Below are 18,923 nucleotides of genomic sequence, written 5' to 3' on the forward strand. Positions count from 1 at the left end.
AATACTCGGTGCATTAGTATTTAGTTTTGCCTTACTTAAAAAAAAGAACTAGCCTTTTTATAATATAAAACTTTAACCCTTAGTTACAACTACAATACTTCTTGTTGTATAAATGAAACCCAATCAAGGCCAATGTTGGGATATAGATAGTAGTTTCCGGCAAGGGTAATACTTCTAACTTTTCATTGAGTATAACAACTGTTAATAAAACCCAACTGCTCCAAAGAGCATAACTTACCCATCTTTTTGTTGTGCTTTGTGCAGACGAGTATACCGCAAAAAATGAAATGAGTAAAAAGATATAATCTAAGTATTTCCACCATGAAGGCTGCTCAGTAAATGAAAAAAAGTAAGGCTGTACAGCAAAAAGAACAGGAGTTATTAAACAATGAGCAAGGCATAATCCTCCTGTGAAGATCCCTAGTGTGTCAGATTTTCGTGTTAGTATCATTGAGTTGATTTTAATGCAACCAAGTTGCAAAAATAGAAAAAAGATATTTGTCAATGCCGTTAAGTTGCAATAAATTTGTTGTGTGGGAATTGTAAGAAGAACAAAATCAGTAGAAACTTTGCTTGGAGTATTTGAGCAAAGCGAAAAAGCGATCTCCGTTGTAGATTTGGTAAGTCAATTACAAAAGGAGATGAACAAGACAACCGTCTATCGTATTCTTGATAAACTGGAAAAAGATGGAATTGTCCATTCTTTTTTAGGAAAAGAAGGGTTGAAATGGTACGCAAAATGTCAAGGTTGCTCTTCCGGGCATCATGTAGATGCACACCCACACTTCCAATGCAACAACTGTGGTACTATTGAATGCTTATCGTTAGACGTCAAGATCCCTACAGTAAAAAACTACCAAATAAGTTCTGTTGAGATCATGTTGCAAGGAACTTGCGCTCAATGCAGCGCTTGATTTTCTACAAAAGAAGAAAAAAATCAAGAGGTAAAAACAGTTAGAAACCCATTCTCACCTCTTGAAAGTTTTTAGGATCAAGCTAATCCGGTCTTCTTTTGAATACCTTTAGAGATCAAAAAGCCGATCACTACTAGTCCAATGGAAATGAGTAACAGAGCCAGTGCTGTGATCGAAGTAATTCCTGCTCCTTGTTGATATTGAAACTCCGGCAGATTTTTAAAATCATCTTTCGAAATCTTTTTGTTGTTGTACAAGAAAGGGATCAAATAATCTCGCCAAGCTTCAGCAAAATTGACAACCTGATTTCTATAACCCTCATAATCGGCACTCGAGGTCCCTGCCAACTTGTTTAAAGATTCTTGCATTGCCAAAGCAGGAGAGAACCATTTCATTTGATTTACCAAATCTTGCTGTTTCTTTAATTGTAGTTCATAAGATTCAAGTATGGGAGCTAATTCTTTTTTAACCAACTCTTGAGACGCCATATAACGATGATAGAACCCTCTGGATTGCTTAGGATCGTTAATAGCATATTCAGGATGATCCCGTAGGAAGTTATCCAAGATCTCATTTTGCTTTTTAGAGACTTCTAACTTCTTTGTACGCATTTCATTGATCATAAGAGTTCTGGAAGGCATGGGGTAAAGTGAGCTACCCAATTGATTTAAGAGAGAAGGAGTCAACAAAACAAAAATAACCCATAACCCTAGCATAGAAACTGCATTTTTTGCAGAACTTCCAGACCATACATTGATAACAAAAGCCAATGAGAACCAAAATAACATATAAGTAAGAGTCAATGCAATCAATTCGAGAAAAACACTAAACTGTGCAAATAAGTCAACTCCCAAGATCAAGAAAACTATCAAAAGCGCACCAATAGCTAAAATTGAAAGCCAGAAGAAACGCAATCCAAGTTTTTGAAGCACCCAAGTTTGAATCTTTATAGGTTGAGAAGCCAACAATCGTAATGAGCCGCTTTCGCGTTCGGCAGAAAGAACATTATAAGAAAACGCAATGATCAGAAGAGGTAATAAATAAACGATCACAAAAGTTAGATCAAAGCTTCCGAATAACAGTTGCACAGGGCTGGTCATTTCTGTAAAATTCAATGCAAAATCATCTCCCGAAACAGTCGGTTTTATATACGATGTATAAAGATCAGACTGTCCGGTTGCAATAAAGGCAAAGGGTTGTGGCTCCATAGCTGCAACACGAGGATGATAGTTTCCTACAGCCATTGGGCTCGTAGGAATAGTCCACCTAGAAGCTTTTACTTTCTGTCCTTGAGCAATAGAATCCAAGAGCTTGAGTACTTTGTTGTCACTTTCCTCAATTTCGTTTTTTACAGTCGCAATATCGCTGCTACGCTTTTCTACTTTTTGCTTACCATTTATGACAGAAAATGTAAATAGCAATAGCAATAAGATACTTAGCAATTGTATCCAGCGACTTCGCAAAAGCAGTTTAAAGTCGTATTTGAAATTATATTTTAACATGATTATATTTTTTTAGTAGTAAACAAAAGCAAAGAAAATGAGCCTAAGAGCCATGCTCCTAAGATCCATAGGTTTGATGAATTTTGATTCAAAATAACATCAAGTTCCGGCGGATCGTATTCAAAAGGAGGTAACTCCTTCCAAAAGCTAGCATCTGCTTTGTATCCCCAATTTCCATAATTCGAATTTTGAGCAAAATTGTCATTCAGGAATTTTTGTGTAGCAATACGATAATTTTCAGCCGCATCAGAAAAGTTCCAGTGCGTTGCATAATCTGTATGCGCTATAGACATGCTTAAAAATCGAGCAGGTAAATAAGGAGAGATAACAGCTAAACTTCTGTACACTCTAGACTGATTTGCAAATTGTTCTTTGAGATATTTATAATGTTTAAAATATACTTTGGCTTCATGCTCTTCACCTTTTTGCATTCGGTATGCGTCGAAGTTAAAAGGAAGTTTGTGTAGACTATCTACACCGTGTTCTTTTAAAACTTTTTCTTTAAGAAGTCTAGCTTCTTTACTCCATGGATTATGACCATCAAGACCTTTTTTCTTGTCCTTCAAAACATTGGTTGCAAATTCTTGACGAGTAGGGTAAGGATATTCAGACTCGGCAATATTGCTGGCTGCTTTTGGAGCTGCCAAACAAGCTAAAATCCATATAGATAAGGACAATACAAGAGAGATGCCGGACTTTTTGACCTTAGAAGAAATGAACAAGACCAAATTGATAAAGATGATGTAATAAACGATGTAGACTACGAACATCCATAGCAATGAAGACCACTGAAACTCCCCAAAATCTTGAAGATTAGAAAGTACAATTCCTGCACTGATTAGTAAGATGAAAGTCACCAAAAAGATAGGGGAAAAGAGAGCTAGCCATTTTCCCAGAATCCATTTCCAGGTAGTAATTCCCTGACTTTTCAGCAAAGTAAGGGTTCCCATTTCACGTTCTTTTGTAAAGCTATTATAGCCTAACAAAATGATCAATAAAGGGATGATAAAAAGTAAAATGAAATCAGGTGTTAGGTCTCCAAAACGAGCCAGCCCTGTTTGGTCTGAAGCAGCACTAAACTGCGCTTCGTTTCTATTGTGAGCTTCCAGAAAAATAGAAACTCCGGTGTACTTGTCGACTCCTTTATCAATTAAAGACAAAGGATATTTGGGTTTAAAGGCATAGGTTCCAAAATGTGCAGCTGAATGCGGATTCTTCTCTCCTTGATTATCCCAAAGAGAACGATCTTCTTTTGTAGCTTCTTGGTATTGTTTGTTAATACTTTGATATTGTCCAACGCTTATCCAAACAGCCATTCCCAATAGTAGTATCACAATTAAAAAAGAGAAGCGAACACGTCCGTCTCGTAACAGCTCTTTTGTTTCTTTTGAAAATGTTTTAAAGATCATGATGCCTGTTTTTTATAGTTCATTGTTTGTAGGTAGGCTTTTTCCAATTCTGAAAGAGAAATATCTGCTGCAACAAACTGTTGTTTTAATTCTCCATCCTTCATAATCCCGATATGAGTGGCAACTTCTTTGGCACGAAACAGATCGTGCGTAGCCATCAATGTAGCAACTCCTTTTTGTTTTAACTTTTGAAGCAATACTCCAAACTCGTTACTTGCCTTTGGATCTAATCCTGATGTAGGTTCATCCAAAAGTAAGGCTTTGGCATCTTTGGCAAGCGCTATGGCTATTCCTACTTTTTGACGCATTCCTTTAGAAAAAGTAGAAATACGCTTGTCAAAAGCTTGCTCTTGCAACCCGGCTTCTGTTAGGTAAGCTCTTAATTGAGTTTGTGTAAGGTTTTTCCCGGCAATTCCTGAAAAGTAATCCAGATTTTCTACAGATGTTAAGTTGGGGTATAACATCAGGTTTTCCGGAATATATGCCAGTACTTTTTTAGTCGCTTTTTCATTTTTAGTAACATCGATCCCGTTAATAGAGGCACTTCCTGAGGTTGGATGAATGAATCCTAATAATAAATTGATGGTTGTGGTTTTTCCGGCTCCATTAGCTCCAAGAAGACAATAAATTTCACCTTGATTCACTTCAAGGTTCAGTTGATCTAAGGCAGTTTGATCGTTGTATTTTTTTGTAAGATTGTTTGTTGTAATCATGATGAAAACAAGTTTTTTGATATTAAAATTGTGAGAATGATCCTGTGATGTTTGTATAACATTACAGTTTAAAGAGAAGGCATTGTACTTCTTTCAAAGCTTGTTGCTATAATACAGCATGTGTTTCTGTATAGTTTTGGGAGAACTAAATAGAAAAGGAATTAAAAATAATACAATACAACCTACAGAAGTGGAGGAGGTTTGTTGTAAACAAAGGAAGGACAAGCAATACAAAGCATTGGAGCTTCATATCCGGCATTGATCGTATTCTTCTCCAGGAAAAATACGTTCTTTTCTTCCACTTCTACAAAAGAAGAATTCAGAACAGGCTTTAATTGTTTGGAATCGGAAATGACTTGACATAGCTCACAATCGTTGGCATCAAAGTCATCAGAAAAATGTGAAAAGGCATGTGCATCGGCAACCTTCAATAATAAGAAGGCTGACAGTAAGAAAATACTGAATACAGAATGAAGTGATTTACTTTTCACGCACTAAAATTAGACAATAAGTTCTAGAAAAAAAAGTAGAACTGAAAGCATGTGTCAAGTATACCTATCTTGATCTACAAGAGTACTAAGAAGGTTATTAATCCTTTATAATTTCTTTAGGAATCCCATTTTCATCAATTTCCCAAGTACTTTTAACCCCATCCCCATCTCCATCATTAAGCGCAACTGCTTGAGCTTTGAAAGAATTTCCTGAAGCCTCAATGATCTGATAAGTATAATTGGCAGTACCTCCTTCTTTGGTAGTTTTAGGAGCAATAAAGTCAATCTTGTCAGGATCCAATGTGTAGGAATTGTACATATAATAATGATTCTTTTGTAAGCTGTGGAGCGCTTTTAAGTTTTGTTGAGCTTCCACACTTTTAGCTTTATTGATCACTCCCATAAAATTGGGCATGGCAATTAAAATAAGGATACCAATGATTACTAGGACAACAAGAAGTTCTTGAAGATTATAAGCCGGAACTTTTCTTTTCAATTTCATAAGCAAAATTTTTTATGACACTGATTGTGTCGTCCACAAAGGTAGCAAAAAATAAAAATATTTATTACTTTTACAAAAAATTGAAAAACAAAATTGCGAATATGAAAAAGGTTTATCTACTTCTCCTTTTGTGTTTTACATTGTCTTGCGAAGCTGTTTTTGTAGAAGATATTTCTGATGATTCAGTAATGTTACAGGCTCCAACAAATAACTCTCAGGTAACGTCCGGGAACATTGTTTTTACCTGGCAACTTGTTGATCAAGCAGAAGCTTATCAGGTGCAAATAGCAACACCAGATTTTCAAAATGCAAGTCAGATTGTATTAGACTCTATTACAGATGCTAATTCGGTTTCAACACATTTAGATGCCGGAACTTATGAATGGAGAGTAAAAGCTATGAACTCAGAATATGAAACACCATACAGTGCAGTAAGTTTTACTGTGAACTAAAAAAATGTTATGAAAAAGATATTGCTTTCTCTGGCAATGATGTTGTTTTTAACGATCAATATCAATGCTCAGAATACACCGGAAAGAATTAAAAAACTGGAAGTTCAATTAGACAGTTTGTCAACTTCCGTACCCGGTCTTTCCAAACCTGTTGATTTCTCAATCAACGCAACAGAGTTAAATACATTTATCAGAGCCATTGCAGCTTCTAATGGGGTAAATGTTAGCCTCGATTCTAACTTAAAAAACATCATCGTTTCTCAAAGTTTCTCAGACGCCACGGTTAAGAATGTGCTCTTAAACCTTTGTAAAGAGTATGGTTTGACTATCGAAATTTTGGGAAATATATTGGCTATCAAAAAATACCATGCACCTTTTGTGTCGAGAGATATTCCGGTGTTTTACAATGCTGATAAAGATTTGTTTTCAGCAGATTTACAACAAGATAGTTTATCGGCTGCAACAAGAAAGATCACACAGGTAACTGGAAAGAATGTTGCCTTTTCTTTAGGTTTAGGAAATCAACAAGTATCGGCTTTTATTAAGGATATGCCGTTTGATGCCGCAATTCATAAAATTGCGTTGGTAAATCAGTTAATGATCACAAAAACCAAAGACAACTTCTATATTTTTGAGAAGCTGCCAACAGATGGGATTGTAGGAAGAAACGGAAGAATTAGAAAAGGGAACTTTCATTTTAAGATCAAAGACACAATAAATAAAATTTTAGAAGTTGATTTTGTAGATACTCCTATTGAAGCAGTAATTAGTGATATTGCTTATGATTTAAAAGTGAATATGGCTACGAGTAAGCCTCTGAAGAATATAGGAAAAGCAACCATTAAATCAGATCATATTTCTTTTAATGATTTACTCAACAGGCTTCTAGAAGACACTAAGTTTACCTATAAATTAGAAGATAACATGTACTTCTTTGGGCAAAGTAAGCTATCCTCTGTGTTGGATGTTGAAGTTGTACAATTAATGTACAGGCCTATTGAATCTATGTTACAGCCTCTAGAAAGCTCTGATGGTTTTTCGAGTGATCTATCAAACACTTTTTCCGCTAACGGGGCATATAGTTCTCCCATAAGTCAGCCAAGGCGAAGTCCTGTAACTAGTACAACAAGACCTGCACCGAGTGAAAAGCAGTATCAGTTTGGTTCTGATGAAGAAGTACTTTCTAGAATTTTTCCTGAAGGAGTTACAGATAGTTTGAAAATAAAGATTGATCTAGAACAAAACAGTTTCATCGTAAGAGGTGCGGCACAAAGAATAGCAAAGTTTAAAAAGTTTGTACAGAAAATTGATAAGAAAATCCCTTTGGTGATGATCGAGGTCATGATCATTGAAGTAAATAAATCATCTTCCGTTTCTGCAGGGATCGAACTAGGAATTGGAGATAAACCTACTTCTGATGGAGGAACATTATTTTCAGGAACCAATGTAACATTGGGAGCAAATTCTATCAATCGAATCATACAAGGATTAGGAGGAACAGAGTCTCTTAATATAGGACGAGTGGTTCCTAACTTTTATGCAAAGATTCATGCGATGGAAACCAATGGAGATTTAAAGATCAAATCTACACCTAGACTGACAGCATTAAATGGACATGTTGCAGCTATGAGTAATGGACAAAGAACTTATTATACACAAACCTTGGTAAATACTTTTGGTGTTCAAAACCCACAAACTAGTGAGTTTACAAATTATATCCCTATCGATGCGAATTTGTCTATTAAGATTCGCCCTATCGTTTCAGGAGATGGGAATATCACATTGAGTATAGATGTTGTGCAGTCGTCGTTTAGTAGTGAGCCAACTACAGAAGGTGCACCACCAAATATTGACACAAGACGATTCAACTCTACACTAAAAGTAAGAGATAAAGATGTTGTGGTATTAGGAGGATTGGAAGTAAACTCGAAAAGCAATTCCGGATCCGGAGTACCATTTCTTGCCAGAATACCTGTTATCAAATGGTTGTTTAGCAAACGAGTAAGAACAGCTTCTAATGCAAAATTATCAGTACTTATTAGACCTACAGTTGTAAAATAATGTTGAGGCAAAAGCTAACATATGGTTCTCGTTTTTGTGCTATAGAGCATGCAACTAATACTGAATTCTATCTTCTGGGATTGGAGAAGAAAAAGAAAGAACTTGTTATTTTTCAAAAGAAAGAGTTCAAAGATCAAGAAGAAGTATTTGCAGCTTTAAAAGGACAAAAGCATGTGTATCTGATCATTAATAATGAACAAGTTCTAACTAAGAAAGTTGACTTTAGACATATTGCCAAAGAGAGTGTTGTAAAAGCAGCCTTCCCTAATATTTCAGTGAACGATTTTTACTTTGAGGTTGCTGAAAACGATGTGAGTTCTACTGTAAGTATTTGTAGAAAAGAAGTAATTGATAGGACTGTAAAAGCTTATCTAGAAAAAGGAATTTCTGTCATTCAGTTTTCATTGGCAAATAATAACTTTGAAAATCTTCTGCCATTTTTAAACGATTTCCAATTTCATACATCCAACACCCTTTTTGATGTAGTAGATCATAAAATAGTAGATTGGAAAAAAAGTAAGCCTGTAGCTAAAACGTATGATATCAACGGATTGATTGTTGGTTCTAATCAATTACTTCCGCTTGCCGGAATCTTATCGTATTACAACGGAGTTGATAGAAATACTGAAGAGAAGATACAAGGCCAGTTGGTAAAAGAATATCAGCAGAAACGATTTTTTCAACTCGGACTCCGTTTTGGGCTGGGATTCTTATTTGTACTATTGTTAGTTAATTTTTTGGTGTTTAGTTCCTATAGAAACAAAGTGTCTGATTTAACAAGTGAACTAACACTCAATGAAACCTATAAAAAACAATTGATCAACCTTACGGGTATAGTTGATAAGAAAAAGAAGTTGGTAGAGAGTATCAATTCTGTGAGTAATTCAAAAGTGATTTGGTATTTTGATGAGATTTCCCAATCCGTTCCCAAGACCTTATTACTAAGTGAGATAAACTATCAGCCTTTGACCAGACCTGAACGAGAAGGAAAACCTTTGATATTTACAAATGACCTGATCATCGTAAAAGGAATTTCAAAAGACAATTCCGATTTTACACAATGGATTAGTGAATTAGAAGAAATGAAATGGATCGAAAAGGTATCTTTTCAAAATTATGGAACACAGAAAACCTCTGTAACCTCTTTTGACTTTACCATTCAACTAAAATCAGAAAACCGATGAACAGCAAGCAAAAAAATAGAGCGCTGATTTTCGGGTTTATCATCCTGATGTTAGTAGCGTATCAGTTCTCCTTCAAGAAAACATTTGAACTGAAAGCTTCAATTCAGAAACTTTCAGCAGAGAAAAAGTTGTTGTCAAATGCCAATGAACGAATTCATTATTTACAACAACACAACGCACATTTAGACTCTATTCTGAGATCTAACAATGTTTCTGCAGATCGCTCTTTTGAGCAAAACCTATTTCAGAAACTCGAAAAATTAAGAAAAGAATACAAGACAACAATCGTCTCTTTTGATCAACCACATGAATACGTTTCAGAAGAAGCTACGATGGTAAGCTATACAATAGAAGTAAAGGGTGACTTTAGAAACCTGATGCTTTTTGCCAGCAGTTTAGAAAAACAACGTATGGGAAAATTCTCGTCGGTTGAGTTTTTGAAAAAGAAAAATTATAAGACCAGAAGAAATGAGCTGATCTGTAAGATCATATTACAAAAACTAAGCAAATGATTTTAGCAGCAAACATAGTGATGATGGGATCACTCTTTTGGATTTTTTATGAAGATTTGAAAGAACGAAAAGTAACAATTGCCTTATTGATATTATTATTTGTTGTTGGAGGATTTTTGAATATAAAACAACAGGTCTGGGAAGTGTTTTTAATCAGTTCAATACTAAACCTCGCTGTTGTGTTTAGTATCATATTGATCTTATTTTTATACACAAAGTTGAAATTAAAACAATCACTACCTGAAGCTTTTGGCTTGGGAGACGTTTTGTTTTTTGCTTTTATGGCAATCAGTTTCCCAACTACAACCTTCTTAGTATTATTCTCCTGCTCATTGATCTTCTCATTCATCATTTCGATAAGCTTTCAAAAACAACTAAAGAAGTTCGTTCCACTAGCTGGATTGCAAGCTTTGTTTTTAGGATTGATCTTAGGAGCCAATCAATTGTTTGGTCTCATGAATTTATATGCATTTTGATATGAGCCAGCTAACAAACATACCCACACATATATTGCAATTGGTTAGTGCAGACCAAGCCTATCATTATAGAGTAATTCCTTATCAAGAAGAAGGAGGAAAGGTGTATTTTAAAACAGATCATCAAGCTTTGGATGATCTCTTGGCAGAACTTCAAATTGTACTAGGTAGATCGGTGGTTTTAGAGCAAGAACCTAAAGAAGAGATCGATGTGCACTTACAAAAGAATTACAGGAAAAGACAAAGAGATTTTTCCAGTAGTTCTTTGAACTATTCTGAAGATTTCTTGTTGAATATGATTTATGAAGCAAAGGAGATTGGAAGTAGTGATATTCATTTTGAAGCTTTTGAAAAGCAGCACAGAGTTCGTTTTCGTATTGATGGAAAGCTTATTGAGAAATACATGATCACTCTAGACGATTATCCAAAGATCATCAATAGGATCAAGATCATGGCAGGCTTGGATATTTCTGAAAAAAGATTGCCGCAAGACGGAAGGATTAACCTATCTACCGAAACAGAAGATTTTGATATTCGTGTATCTTCATTGCCTACTTTACATGGCGAAAAGCTAGTGCTGAGAATCCTCTCAAAGAACAATGTAACTGTACAACTCGAAAATTTAGGATTTACAGCGGAGGAATTGAATATCTATAAAAATTCGGTAAGAAAACCTAATGGAATTGTATTGATCTCCGGACCTACAGGATCAGGTAAAACAACAACCTTGTATGCTACTTTAAAGCTGTTAAATAAGAAGGATACCAATATTCTAACTATTGAAGACCCAATTGAATATACCTTAGAAGGAGTCAATCAGGTACAGTTACGAGAAAGTATTGGGTTGGATTTTGCCAGTACACTACGTACATTTTTACGTCAAGATCCGGATATCATTATGGTAGGAGAGATTCGTGATGTAGATACAGCCAATATGGCTATCAGGGCAGCCTTAACCGGGCATTTGGTATTGTCTACCATTCACACCAACTCTGCATGGGCTACGATCTCACGTCTGATTGATATGGGAATTCCTCCTTTTCTAATTGCCAGTACATTAAATGTAAGTGTTGCACAGCGATTGGTTAGGAAACTTTGTGATCATTGTAAAGAAGAAGAAACGTTAACCTTAGATATGCTACCTAAAAGATATCACTTACCTGTAGAAATGACAACACATCATAAAGCAGTCGGATGTTCCCATTGTTATCAAACCGGATACAAAGGACGAAAGGCCATCTATGAGATCATACCAATCAACAAAGAATTGGTAGAGAAAATTCAAGAAAAAGAATTGGATGTTACTGAGTATTTACTAGAAAATAAGATCAATACATTACAATCGAATGCACTGAGTTTAGTGGCACAAGGAGTGACCTCTATTGATGAAGTATATCCATTATTAGTTACATAGCTATGAGTAAGAATCAGAAAACATATTTGTTGTTGTTAGCAGTTATTTTTGTTTGGGGAGCTATAGGATATCAGTTCTTTCAGCAATACAACCCCTCTGTAAAAGAAGAACTAAAGCCTCAGGCAATAAGGTTCAAGCCACAAAAGCAATTACAAGCAATTCAATATACCATACGCCCTGATTATCGAGATCCTTTTTTAGGAAAGTTATATAAAAAACCTGCTCCTAAACGAAAGAAGGTAATTCCAAAACCCAAAGTAGTATTTCCTAATATCACCTATAACGGTTCGATCAAAGGAGCAAAAAAATCGTATATCATTTCTATTAATGGAGTTCAGGAGGTATTTCAGGTAAAGCAAACAATGAAAGGAATTACTTTGGTGAAAGCCAATGAGAATGAGGTTATACTAAAATACAAAGGAGAAAAGAAGAAGTTCTTACTGTTGCAATGAAACCGTTGAAGAAAATAGAAGCAGGAGCCATACAATATGTTTTGGTGGTGTCGATCATTATTATGATTGTGCTATTTGCTTTTATCTCATTGGTATTCTTACAGAACAGAATTCGACTGAAATCAGAAGTATACAAAGAAACTGTTCATGCTTCCTATGTAGGATTTGACTACCTCTCACAGAAACAATTACCGTATAACACTCCAACCGAAGTTCAGTTCTCTGAACTTGATGGAGAGAAAACATCCATCACTAAAAAACATTGGGGTGTTTTTGATCTGGCAATTGTACGATCAACCTTAAAAAATGAAACCTTTCAAAAGATAGCCTTGTTAGGGAATCAGAAAGAAGATAGAAAAGCTCTGTATTTACAAAATAATAATCAGCCTTTAGTGGTGGTTGGAAATACAAAGATCACAGGAGATGTAATATTGCCTCAAAAAGGAATTACAACCGGGAACATTTCCGGAGTAGCCTATTATGGAAATGAATTGGTCTATGGAAATATAAAAACCAACTCAGGACAATTGCCAACAATACATAACCTTGATTATATTATTCAGATAACTCAAGAATATCCTTTGGATGAAGTACAAATGTTTGATTTAAAGGAAGGAATAAAACTTAGAAATTCATTTGAAGAGAAAACACTGGGATTTGAAACGGAAGCTCCTTTAGACTTGAGGAACATGAGTTTAGAAGGGAATATTGTGTTGATGTCCAGATCTCAAATTCGAGTATTTCGCTCAGCAGTATTGGAAGATGTTATTTTGATTGCGCCAAAAGTTATTCTGGAATCCGGAGTGAAGGGAAGCTGTCAAATTTTTGCTGAAGAGAAGATTTGGATAAAAGAAGGAGTAGAGCTAAACTACCCATCTGGTTTAACATTAATAGACAGCAGCATCTTAAAAGGAAAAAACAAAGAAATAAACATTCAAATAGACAAAAGAGCTCAGATAAAGGGAGTTGTATTGTACTATAATAAAAATAAAGAGAGTGATTATACCACTCAGGTAGCTGTTAAAGAAGGGGCTAAGGTGACAGGGGAGGTGTATTGTAATAAGAATTTTGAACTGGGAGGAAGCGTTGATGGTTTTGTTTACACAAGCAATTTTATAGCAAATCAAGCCGGAGGAATTTATATGAATCACCTCTATAACGGACAGATCAATGCAAAAGCAATTTCAGAACATTACAAAGGAATGTTTGTTGAAACGGATAAAGTAACAATAGCGAAATGGCTAGAATAAAGAAAATACGATTCTTAAAAATTAGAGCTGCTTCGTTGGTAGAAACATTAATTGCCACAGTGGTAATAATGATCGTATTTGGAATTGCCATGGCTACCGTAGGAAATGTACTGGAAAGAACTGTAAAAAGTAGTACAGGAGTTATTGATACAGAACTGAACCGATTGGAATATTTATATCAGCATGAAAAAATTTTAGTGCCGGATATAAGAGAATTGGGAGATTGGAAAATCCGTGTTAAAAAGACAAAAGAAGGAGAACTGAATTACATTATTTTCCAAGCAAAAAATCAAAAAAGTCAAAAAGAAAGAATAAAAAAAATACTTGAACACAACTAAGAAAATACAAGCTTTTACATTGAGTGAACTACTGGTGGTTCTTGTAATTTCCAGTATTGTGGTAACACTGTCTTTTTTAGCATTGGGAAATGTTCAAAAACAAGTAAGATCGATCAATCAAACATTTGAGAAGCAACAGCAGATCATCAAATTGGAACGATGGATTACTATGGATATCAATACAAGTAAAGCAAGATTTGATCAAAACAATAAAGTTTTGGAATGTAGTAATGCTAAGGAAACGGCAAAATACCGATTTACAGAAAGCGGAATCATTAGAGGTACGGATACCTTAAAGTTGGTTCCGAAAAAGATGAAACTGTATTTGGATGGTGAAGAGGTGAAGAGTGGAACTGTTGATGCCTTGGAATTTACTTTTTCTGACACCTATGCACAGAAAGGTTTTTTTGTATTTAAAAGAAAAGATGCATCCTATTATATGAATAACTAATGGCATTTCAATTAGAGAACATACAAAAGAAAGAAAAGCAAAGTTCGCAACAGTCTTTGGATATTGACAGTATCTTAAAGAAAGAGATTACCTTGTTTGGATCTTCATTTAACAACAAAAAGAAGGAAGCTTTTTATGTAGAACTCAATGTGTTATTGCAAGCAGGATTGACTTTGAAAGATGCTTTAGAGTTAATGAAGCATGAGCAGAAGAAAGCCAACGATAAAAAATTGCTTGAGAACTTACAGGAAGAGATTATTTCAGGAAGAAACTTTTCAGAAGCGATTAAAAAGCAAAAGGTGTTCTCTGAATATGAATTCCATTCTATTCAAATTGGAGAACGTACCGGAAATTTAGATAAGGTATTCAGAGAATTGGGAGCATTCTACCAGCGAAAGAATCAACAGCGAAGAACAATTGTAGGAGCGTTGTCTTATCCGATGATTGTTTTGTTTACGGCTTTTATAGCCATTGTATTCATGTTAAAGTTTGTTGTGCCGATGTTTGAGAACATTTTCAAACAGAACAACACAGAACTTCCTTGGTTAACAAAGATGATCATTGCAGCATCGGATGCTATGGAACAATATTTCTTCATTGCTTTTCTATTCTTCTTGGGGATCGTGATCTTCTTTAGAATGTCTAGAAAAAAAGTATGGTACAGAAAAATGAGTTCTTCTTTTGTGTTGAAAATTCCTTTTATAGGAGAGTTTGTGAGAAAAGTAAGAATAGCTCAATTTACCCAAGCAATTAATTTGCTAACCAGTGCCAAAGTGCCTTTGTTGAATGGAATTCAACTAACAAAGAAAATGATCGACTATTATCCTCTGCAAGTAGGACTGGAAAAAGTGGAGAAGGATATTCTATTAGGAAAAAGCTTTCATGAAAGTATAGAACAGGTTCCTATTTTCGATAAAAAGATGAGTTCGTTAATCAAAGTAGCCGAAGAAACCAATCAGAATGAAACGATCTTTAAACGAATTACAGAACAATACCACCAAGAAATCGAGTACAAATCAAAAATGATTAGTTCTACCATAGAACCCATCATTGTTTTGGTTTTAGGAGCTATAGTTGCCGTTGTGCTTGTGGCCATGTATTTACCGATGTTTAAACTCAGTACTGTCATAGGCTAAAGAGGTTTTGATAAAACTTTTTTAAAATTAAGGTAGGGTAAATTGCTGATTACCTGTTTATAATAAATAGGCATTTTATGTTCAAAAAATTGTTATTCTAGTTTAAAGTGCTATTTTTAACAGTTTTAATAACATAAAGTATTATTTTAGCAATATTAATTCAACTCAAAACAATTACACAATGAGAAAACTAATTTTTAGATCCCTAGTTCTTGTCGGGCTTCTAGCCTTGAGCAGCTGTGAGGAGAACGAAAACCCGATCTTTGACAATGTCAATGGTCAAACCATGCTAAGATTTGTAACTACTTCTTCAACATTACCAGTTGAGCCAACAGGAGTTACTTCTCAAGAATTAACAGTACATGTAACTACTGTATCTAATCAAGATAGAACAGTTACTTTAGAAGTAGACGCATCTTCAACAGCTACTAGTGATCAATATTCAATCAACGATATCGTAATTCCTGCAGGAGAGTATGTAGGAACTGGTAGTGTCATTGGAAACTATGCTAATTTACCAGCAAGTGGAGCTGTAAAATTAGTAGTAAATATTACTGGAATTAGTGGGCAAACTGCACATCAAGAAGACGCTACATATACGCTAACCTTAGAGAGATTCTGCCCATTAGTAATCGCTGATTTCTACGGAACGTACACTCAATACAGATCATTTAATGATCCTGGGAATGAGCAATTAACTGGTAATTTAGTAGCTTCTGCTGGACCAGTAGCTAATACATTGTTGTTAACTGACTTATATGCAGGAGGAAGACAAGCAGTAATTGAATTAGATTACTCTAATCCAGCAAGTCCTATTGTTACGCACAGAAGTTTAGAATTTAATGCAGTATTCGCAACATTTGCTAGTACAGGACCATTATATACATTTGCTTTAGCGTCAGATCAACCAAACAATACATTTAACACATGTAACAAAACAATTTCTTTAAACTTCTTCAGAACCAACGGAACAAATAATTACGGAGGTGAGTATGTAGTACTTTTAGAGAAGCAATAATTTAAGCATAGTTTTTTATGCTTGAGAAAAGATAAAACGTACAAAAAAACCCAGCGCTAATGCACTGGGTTTTGTTTTTATAAAGATTCAGTTATCCTGCGCAAAAATTAGTTACGACTCCAAGAAACATTTCCAACAATATAAATTGACTCACTGCACAATAAACCGAGTTTTTTTCAGTTGTAAGGATGTTGTTAAATTGCAAACGACTATCAGGTTAATTGATTTAAAAACAATATATTTGACAACCCTTAAAAGCGCATAACTTTTATGAAGTTATTTAAAAGACTTACGTTTAGTATTATTACCCTCTTATTTGCTGCTAATTCTAGCGCACAAGAAACATTACCTATCTATTCAGATTATTTATCGGATAATGTGTATTTGGTGCACCCTTCTGCTGCAGGTATTGGGAATACCGGTAAACTGCGTTTTACTGCTCGCCAACAATGGCAAGGTATTAAAGACGCACCTACTTTACAGACGTTAAGTTTTCACAATCGCTTTGGAGAAAAAGCCGCTTTTGGTTTTGTATTGTTTAATGATAGCAACGGATTCCACTCGCAAAAAGGAGTACAAGGAACCTATGCATATCACTTAGATATCAACCGTGGAGCTTTTATCAATCAGTTGTCTTTTGGAGTGTCATTAACAGCGGTGCAAAATCAGGTAGATCAAACACAATTTTTTGGAGATCCTACCGTAGCACAATTGATTCAAAGTGATAGCTATTTCAATGCAGATTTTAGTGTTGCTTACCACAGGTCAGGATTCTCTTCTTACTTTACCGTAAAAAACCTTTTGCTATCTGCTAAGAACAACTTAAACAACAACCTTGAACCGTTAGATTTAAGAAACTATATCTTATCTTTTGGATACTATTTTGGTCAGGAAAGATTAATTCAATATGAACCATCTGTGATGATTCAGTTAAGAGAATCTACCGGTGAGCGTATTGTTGATTTTAACTTAAAGGCCTATAAGAATTTTCAAGACGGACGCTTTTGGGCAGCATTATCTTACAGAAGAAGTTTTGATGCACAGCCAATTGAAAACCTTACATATATAACTCCAATCGTAGGAGTAAATTACAAGCGTTGGATGTTTTCTTATACCTATTCAAAACAGTTGAACGATATTGTATTAACAGATGCCGGATTCCATCAAGTTTCTGTTGGGGTAAATCTGTTTACTAGAAGACCAAGAGCATCAGCTTGTCCGAATATCAACGCAACTTTCTAAAAGTCTTTTTCTTCAACTTTAGCTTGAAAATTTTCTAATAATCTGTGCAATACAGAAGCATCTTTGTTAATATAAAATTGATGTTTAGGAATTGTTTGCTCTGTTTGGAGTAAGTTATTTTGCTGTAGAATATTTTTTGTTTGACGGGCTACAGCCAGGCCTGAATCTATAATCTGTATCTGATCTCCAACGATGGTTTTAATCTTCGGTATAAGATATGGGTAATGTGTACAGCCCAACACCAAAGCATCGATGTTTTCCTGCAACATAGGTTGCAGATATCGTTGAAGCAAGGTTTCCATTTCTGTTGAATCTATTTGACCATTTTCGATTAGATCTACCAAACCTTCTCCTACTTGTTCTAAGATTGTTACTTCAGGGTCTATCTTTCCTGAGGTCGACTCAAAAAGCTCACTGTTTAAAGTTCCTTTTGTAGCCAGAATGCCAATTGTTTTGGTCTGTGTTACCAGACCGGCAGGTTTAATAGCAGGCTCTATACCTATAAAAGGAACATCATAGGTTTGACGTAAATAGTTAATAGCATTGGTTGTGGCAGTATTACAAGCCACAACAATGATCTTAGCATTCCGATTGAGTAAGAACTCCGTATTCTTTATACTAAGCTCTAAAATCTCTTCTTTTGAGCGTTGACCATAGGGTGCATTTTTGCTGTCTGCAAGATAAAGGGTATGTTCATAAGGCATCAGTTCAGAAATCTCTTTCCAAATAGAAGTCCCGCCAATACCGGAATCAAAAAGCCCGATAGGATGTTCTTGAATTTTCATGCCTTGTAAAAATAAAAAATCCCGCTGGTAACAGCGGGACTTTTTATATCAAATTCGTTTTGAATCTTCTTATTTTTGAGTTGTTGCAGATTTTGGTTTTTGATCTGGTAACAATCCTAATTTAGCTTTTAAGTCGTTGTAGATATTAACACCATCAGCAACCAATACTCCTTTTCCGATAGAAGAATCTAACACATACAACAATCCTTTTGACTTGGCAATCTCTTTGATAGCTTTATCTGCTTTCTCTAAGATAGGGATAAGCTTTGTTTGTTGCTTTTGTTGAATGTCTTGCACAGCAGTTTGTTTTGCTTGATTGATACGAGCATTCTCATCCTGAACTTCTTTAGCTCTTTGTGCGTTTACTTCTTGAGTTTGTGAACCTTGCTCTGCAGAATATTTTTTGTATTTAGCTTCTAATTTTTTCTCCATACCTGCAATATCATCAGAGTATGTCTTAGAAATTTTTTCGATCTCTGCTTGTAAAGTTCTGGTCTCTGGCATATTTGCGATTACTCTCTCCAGATTTACGTGACCTACTTTTTGAGCATTAGCTACTCCTGTCATCCCTAATGCTAAAAAAGCAACCAATAGTAAACTCTTCAATTTTCTCATTTCGAT

Annotated in this window: 22 protein-coding genes; 14 read left to right on the forward strand and 8 right to left on the reverse strand. The window is 35.1% G+C overall.

Annotated elements, in window-relative coordinates; translation table 11 throughout:
- Positions 1-79 precede the first annotated feature (79 nt).
- On the reverse strand, positions 80-451 hold the full coding sequence (locus tag ACFSRZ_RS14495; RefSeq protein ID WP_379667291.1) for a MerC domain-containing protein: 372 nt from the start codon (positions 449-451) through the stop codon (positions 80-82).
- A gap of 82 nt (positions 452-533) precedes the next feature.
- On the opposite strand from ACFSRZ_RS14495, the gene ACFSRZ_RS14500 reads away from it, so the two are divergent.
- Entirely contained in the window at positions 534-914 is a 381-nt protein-coding gene (locus ACFSRZ_RS14500) for a Fur family transcriptional regulator (protein WP_379667292.1), read from the forward strand.
- A gap of 77 nt (positions 915-991) precedes the next feature.
- Here the strand turns inward: ACFSRZ_RS14500 and ACFSRZ_RS14505 are convergent, their stop codons facing one another.
- The 5 genes from ACFSRZ_RS14505 to ACFSRZ_RS14525 all read right to left on the reverse strand — a co-directional run bounded on the left by ACFSRZ_RS14505 (position 992) and on the right by ACFSRZ_RS14525 (position 5,531).
- Entirely contained in the window at positions 992-2,416 is a 1,425-nt protein-coding gene (locus ACFSRZ_RS14505) for a DUF3526 domain-containing protein (RefSeq protein ID WP_379667293.1), read from the reverse strand.
- A 2-nt stretch (positions 2,417-2,418) separates the two neighbouring features.
- Complete coding sequence (locus tag ACFSRZ_RS14510; RefSeq protein ID WP_379667294.1) at positions 2,419-3,825, reverse strand: ABC transporter permease; 1,407 nt, start codon at positions 3,823-3,825, stop codon at positions 2,419-2,421.
- The gene (locus ACFSRZ_RS14515) at positions 3,822-4,538 is read right to left on the reverse strand and encodes an ABC transporter ATP-binding protein (protein ID WP_379667295.1); all 717 of its coding nucleotides are present in this window, start codon (positions 4,536-4,538) and stop codon (positions 3,822-3,824) included. The genes ACFSRZ_RS14510 and ACFSRZ_RS14515 overlap by 4 nt, the downstream gene beginning before the upstream one ends.
- A 182-nt stretch (positions 4,539-4,720) precedes the next feature.
- Positions 4,721-5,029, reverse strand: coding sequence for a hypothetical protein (locus ACFSRZ_RS14520; protein ID WP_379667296.1), 309 nt, complete (start codon positions 5,027-5,029; stop codon positions 4,721-4,723).
- Between the two features lie 97 nt (positions 5,030-5,126).
- Positions 5,127-5,531 (reverse strand): type IV pilin protein, encoded by a 405-nt coding sequence (locus ACFSRZ_RS14525; RefSeq protein WP_379667297.1) that lies wholly within the window; start codon positions 5,529-5,531, stop codon positions 5,127-5,129.
- A 101-nt stretch (positions 5,532-5,632) separates the two neighbouring features.
- Between ACFSRZ_RS14525 and ACFSRZ_RS14530 the strand changes: the two genes are divergently transcribed.
- The 13 genes from ACFSRZ_RS14530 to ACFSRZ_RS14590 all read left to right on the forward strand — a co-directional run bounded on the left by ACFSRZ_RS14530 (position 5,633) and on the right by ACFSRZ_RS14590 (position 17,517).
- A complete protein-coding gene (locus tag ACFSRZ_RS14530) occupies positions 5,633-5,983 on the forward strand; it encodes a hypothetical protein (RefSeq protein ID WP_379667298.1) in 351 nt (116 codons plus the stop codon).
- Between the two features lie 9 nt (positions 5,984-5,992).
- The gene (locus ACFSRZ_RS14535; RefSeq protein WP_379667299.1) at positions 5,993-8,044 is read left to right on the forward strand and encodes a type II secretion system protein GspD; all 2,052 of its coding nucleotides are present in this window, start codon (positions 5,993-5,995) and stop codon (positions 8,042-8,044) included.
- Positions 8,044-9,228: a PilN domain-containing protein gene (locus ACFSRZ_RS14540; RefSeq protein ID WP_379667300.1), complete on the forward strand. Its 1,185-nt coding sequence runs from the start codon at positions 8,044-8,046 to the stop codon at positions 9,226-9,228. Before ACFSRZ_RS14535 ends, ACFSRZ_RS14540 begins: the two co-directional genes overlap by 1 nt.
- The gene (locus tag ACFSRZ_RS14545) at positions 9,225-9,740 is read left to right on the forward strand and encodes a hypothetical protein (protein ID WP_379667301.1); all 516 of its coding nucleotides are present in this window, start codon (positions 9,225-9,227) and stop codon (positions 9,738-9,740) included. The genes ACFSRZ_RS14540 and ACFSRZ_RS14545 overlap by 4 nt, the downstream gene beginning before the upstream one ends.
- Complete coding sequence (locus ACFSRZ_RS14550; RefSeq protein WP_379667302.1) at positions 9,737-10,216, forward strand: prepilin peptidase; 480 nt, start codon at positions 9,737-9,739, stop codon at positions 10,214-10,216. The genes ACFSRZ_RS14545 and ACFSRZ_RS14550 overlap by 4 nt, the downstream gene beginning before the upstream one ends.
- A 1-nt stretch (position 10,217) precedes the next feature.
- A complete protein-coding gene (locus ACFSRZ_RS14555) occupies positions 10,218-11,630 on the forward strand; it encodes a GspE/PulE family protein (protein WP_379667303.1) in 1,413 nt (470 codons plus the stop codon).
- A gap of 2 nt (positions 11,631-11,632) precedes the next feature.
- Positions 11,633-12,082: a hypothetical protein gene (locus ACFSRZ_RS14560; protein ID WP_379667304.1), complete on the forward strand. Its 450-nt coding sequence runs from the start codon at positions 11,633-11,635 to the stop codon at positions 12,080-12,082.
- A gap of 5 nt (positions 12,083-12,087) precedes the next feature.
- The gene (locus tag ACFSRZ_RS14565) at positions 12,088-13,332 is read left to right on the forward strand and encodes a hypothetical protein (RefSeq protein ID WP_379667305.1); all 1,245 of its coding nucleotides are present in this window, start codon (positions 12,088-12,090) and stop codon (positions 13,330-13,332) included.
- Positions 13,320-13,670 (forward strand): hypothetical protein, encoded by a 351-nt coding sequence (locus ACFSRZ_RS14570; RefSeq protein WP_379667306.1) that lies wholly within the window; start codon positions 13,320-13,322, stop codon positions 13,668-13,670. The genes ACFSRZ_RS14565 and ACFSRZ_RS14570 overlap by 13 nt, the downstream gene beginning before the upstream one ends.
- Positions 13,657-14,121, forward strand: coding sequence for a prepilin-type N-terminal cleavage/methylation domain-containing protein (locus tag ACFSRZ_RS14575; RefSeq protein WP_379667307.1), 465 nt, complete (start codon positions 13,657-13,659; stop codon positions 14,119-14,121). Before ACFSRZ_RS14570 ends, ACFSRZ_RS14575 begins: the two co-directional genes overlap by 14 nt.
- Entirely contained in the window at positions 14,121-15,257 is a 1,137-nt protein-coding gene (locus ACFSRZ_RS14580) for a type II secretion system F family protein (RefSeq protein WP_379667308.1), read from the forward strand. The genes ACFSRZ_RS14575 and ACFSRZ_RS14580 overlap by 1 nt, the downstream gene beginning before the upstream one ends.
- A 181-nt stretch (positions 15,258-15,438) precedes the next feature.
- Positions 15,439-16,275 (forward strand): hypothetical protein, encoded by an 837-nt coding sequence (locus ACFSRZ_RS14585; protein ID WP_379667309.1) that lies wholly within the window; start codon positions 15,439-15,441, stop codon positions 16,273-16,275.
- Between the two features lie 270 nt (positions 16,276-16,545).
- Entirely contained in the window at positions 16,546-17,517 is a 972-nt protein-coding gene (locus ACFSRZ_RS14590) for a PorP/SprF family type IX secretion system membrane protein (protein ID WP_379667310.1), read from the forward strand.
- On the opposite strand, the gene murI is transcribed toward ACFSRZ_RS14590, so the two are convergent.
- A complete protein-coding gene (murI, locus tag ACFSRZ_RS14595; protein ID WP_379667311.1) occupies positions 17,514-18,302 on the reverse strand; it encodes a glutamate racemase in 789 nt (262 codons plus the stop codon). The genes ACFSRZ_RS14590 and murI overlap by 4 nt on opposite strands.
- Positions 18,303-18,371: 69 nt before the next feature.
- Positions 18,372-18,917: an OmpH family outer membrane protein gene (locus tag ACFSRZ_RS14600; protein ID WP_379667312.1), complete on the reverse strand. Its 546-nt coding sequence runs from the start codon at positions 18,915-18,917 to the stop codon at positions 18,372-18,374.
- Positions 18,918-18,923 lie beyond the last annotated feature (6 nt).

The sequence above is a fragment of the Pseudotenacibaculum haliotis genome (assembly GCF_042684245.1).
Lineage (GTDB): Bacteria > Bacteroidota > Bacteroidia > Flavobacteriales > Flavobacteriaceae > Polaribacter > Polaribacter haliotis_A.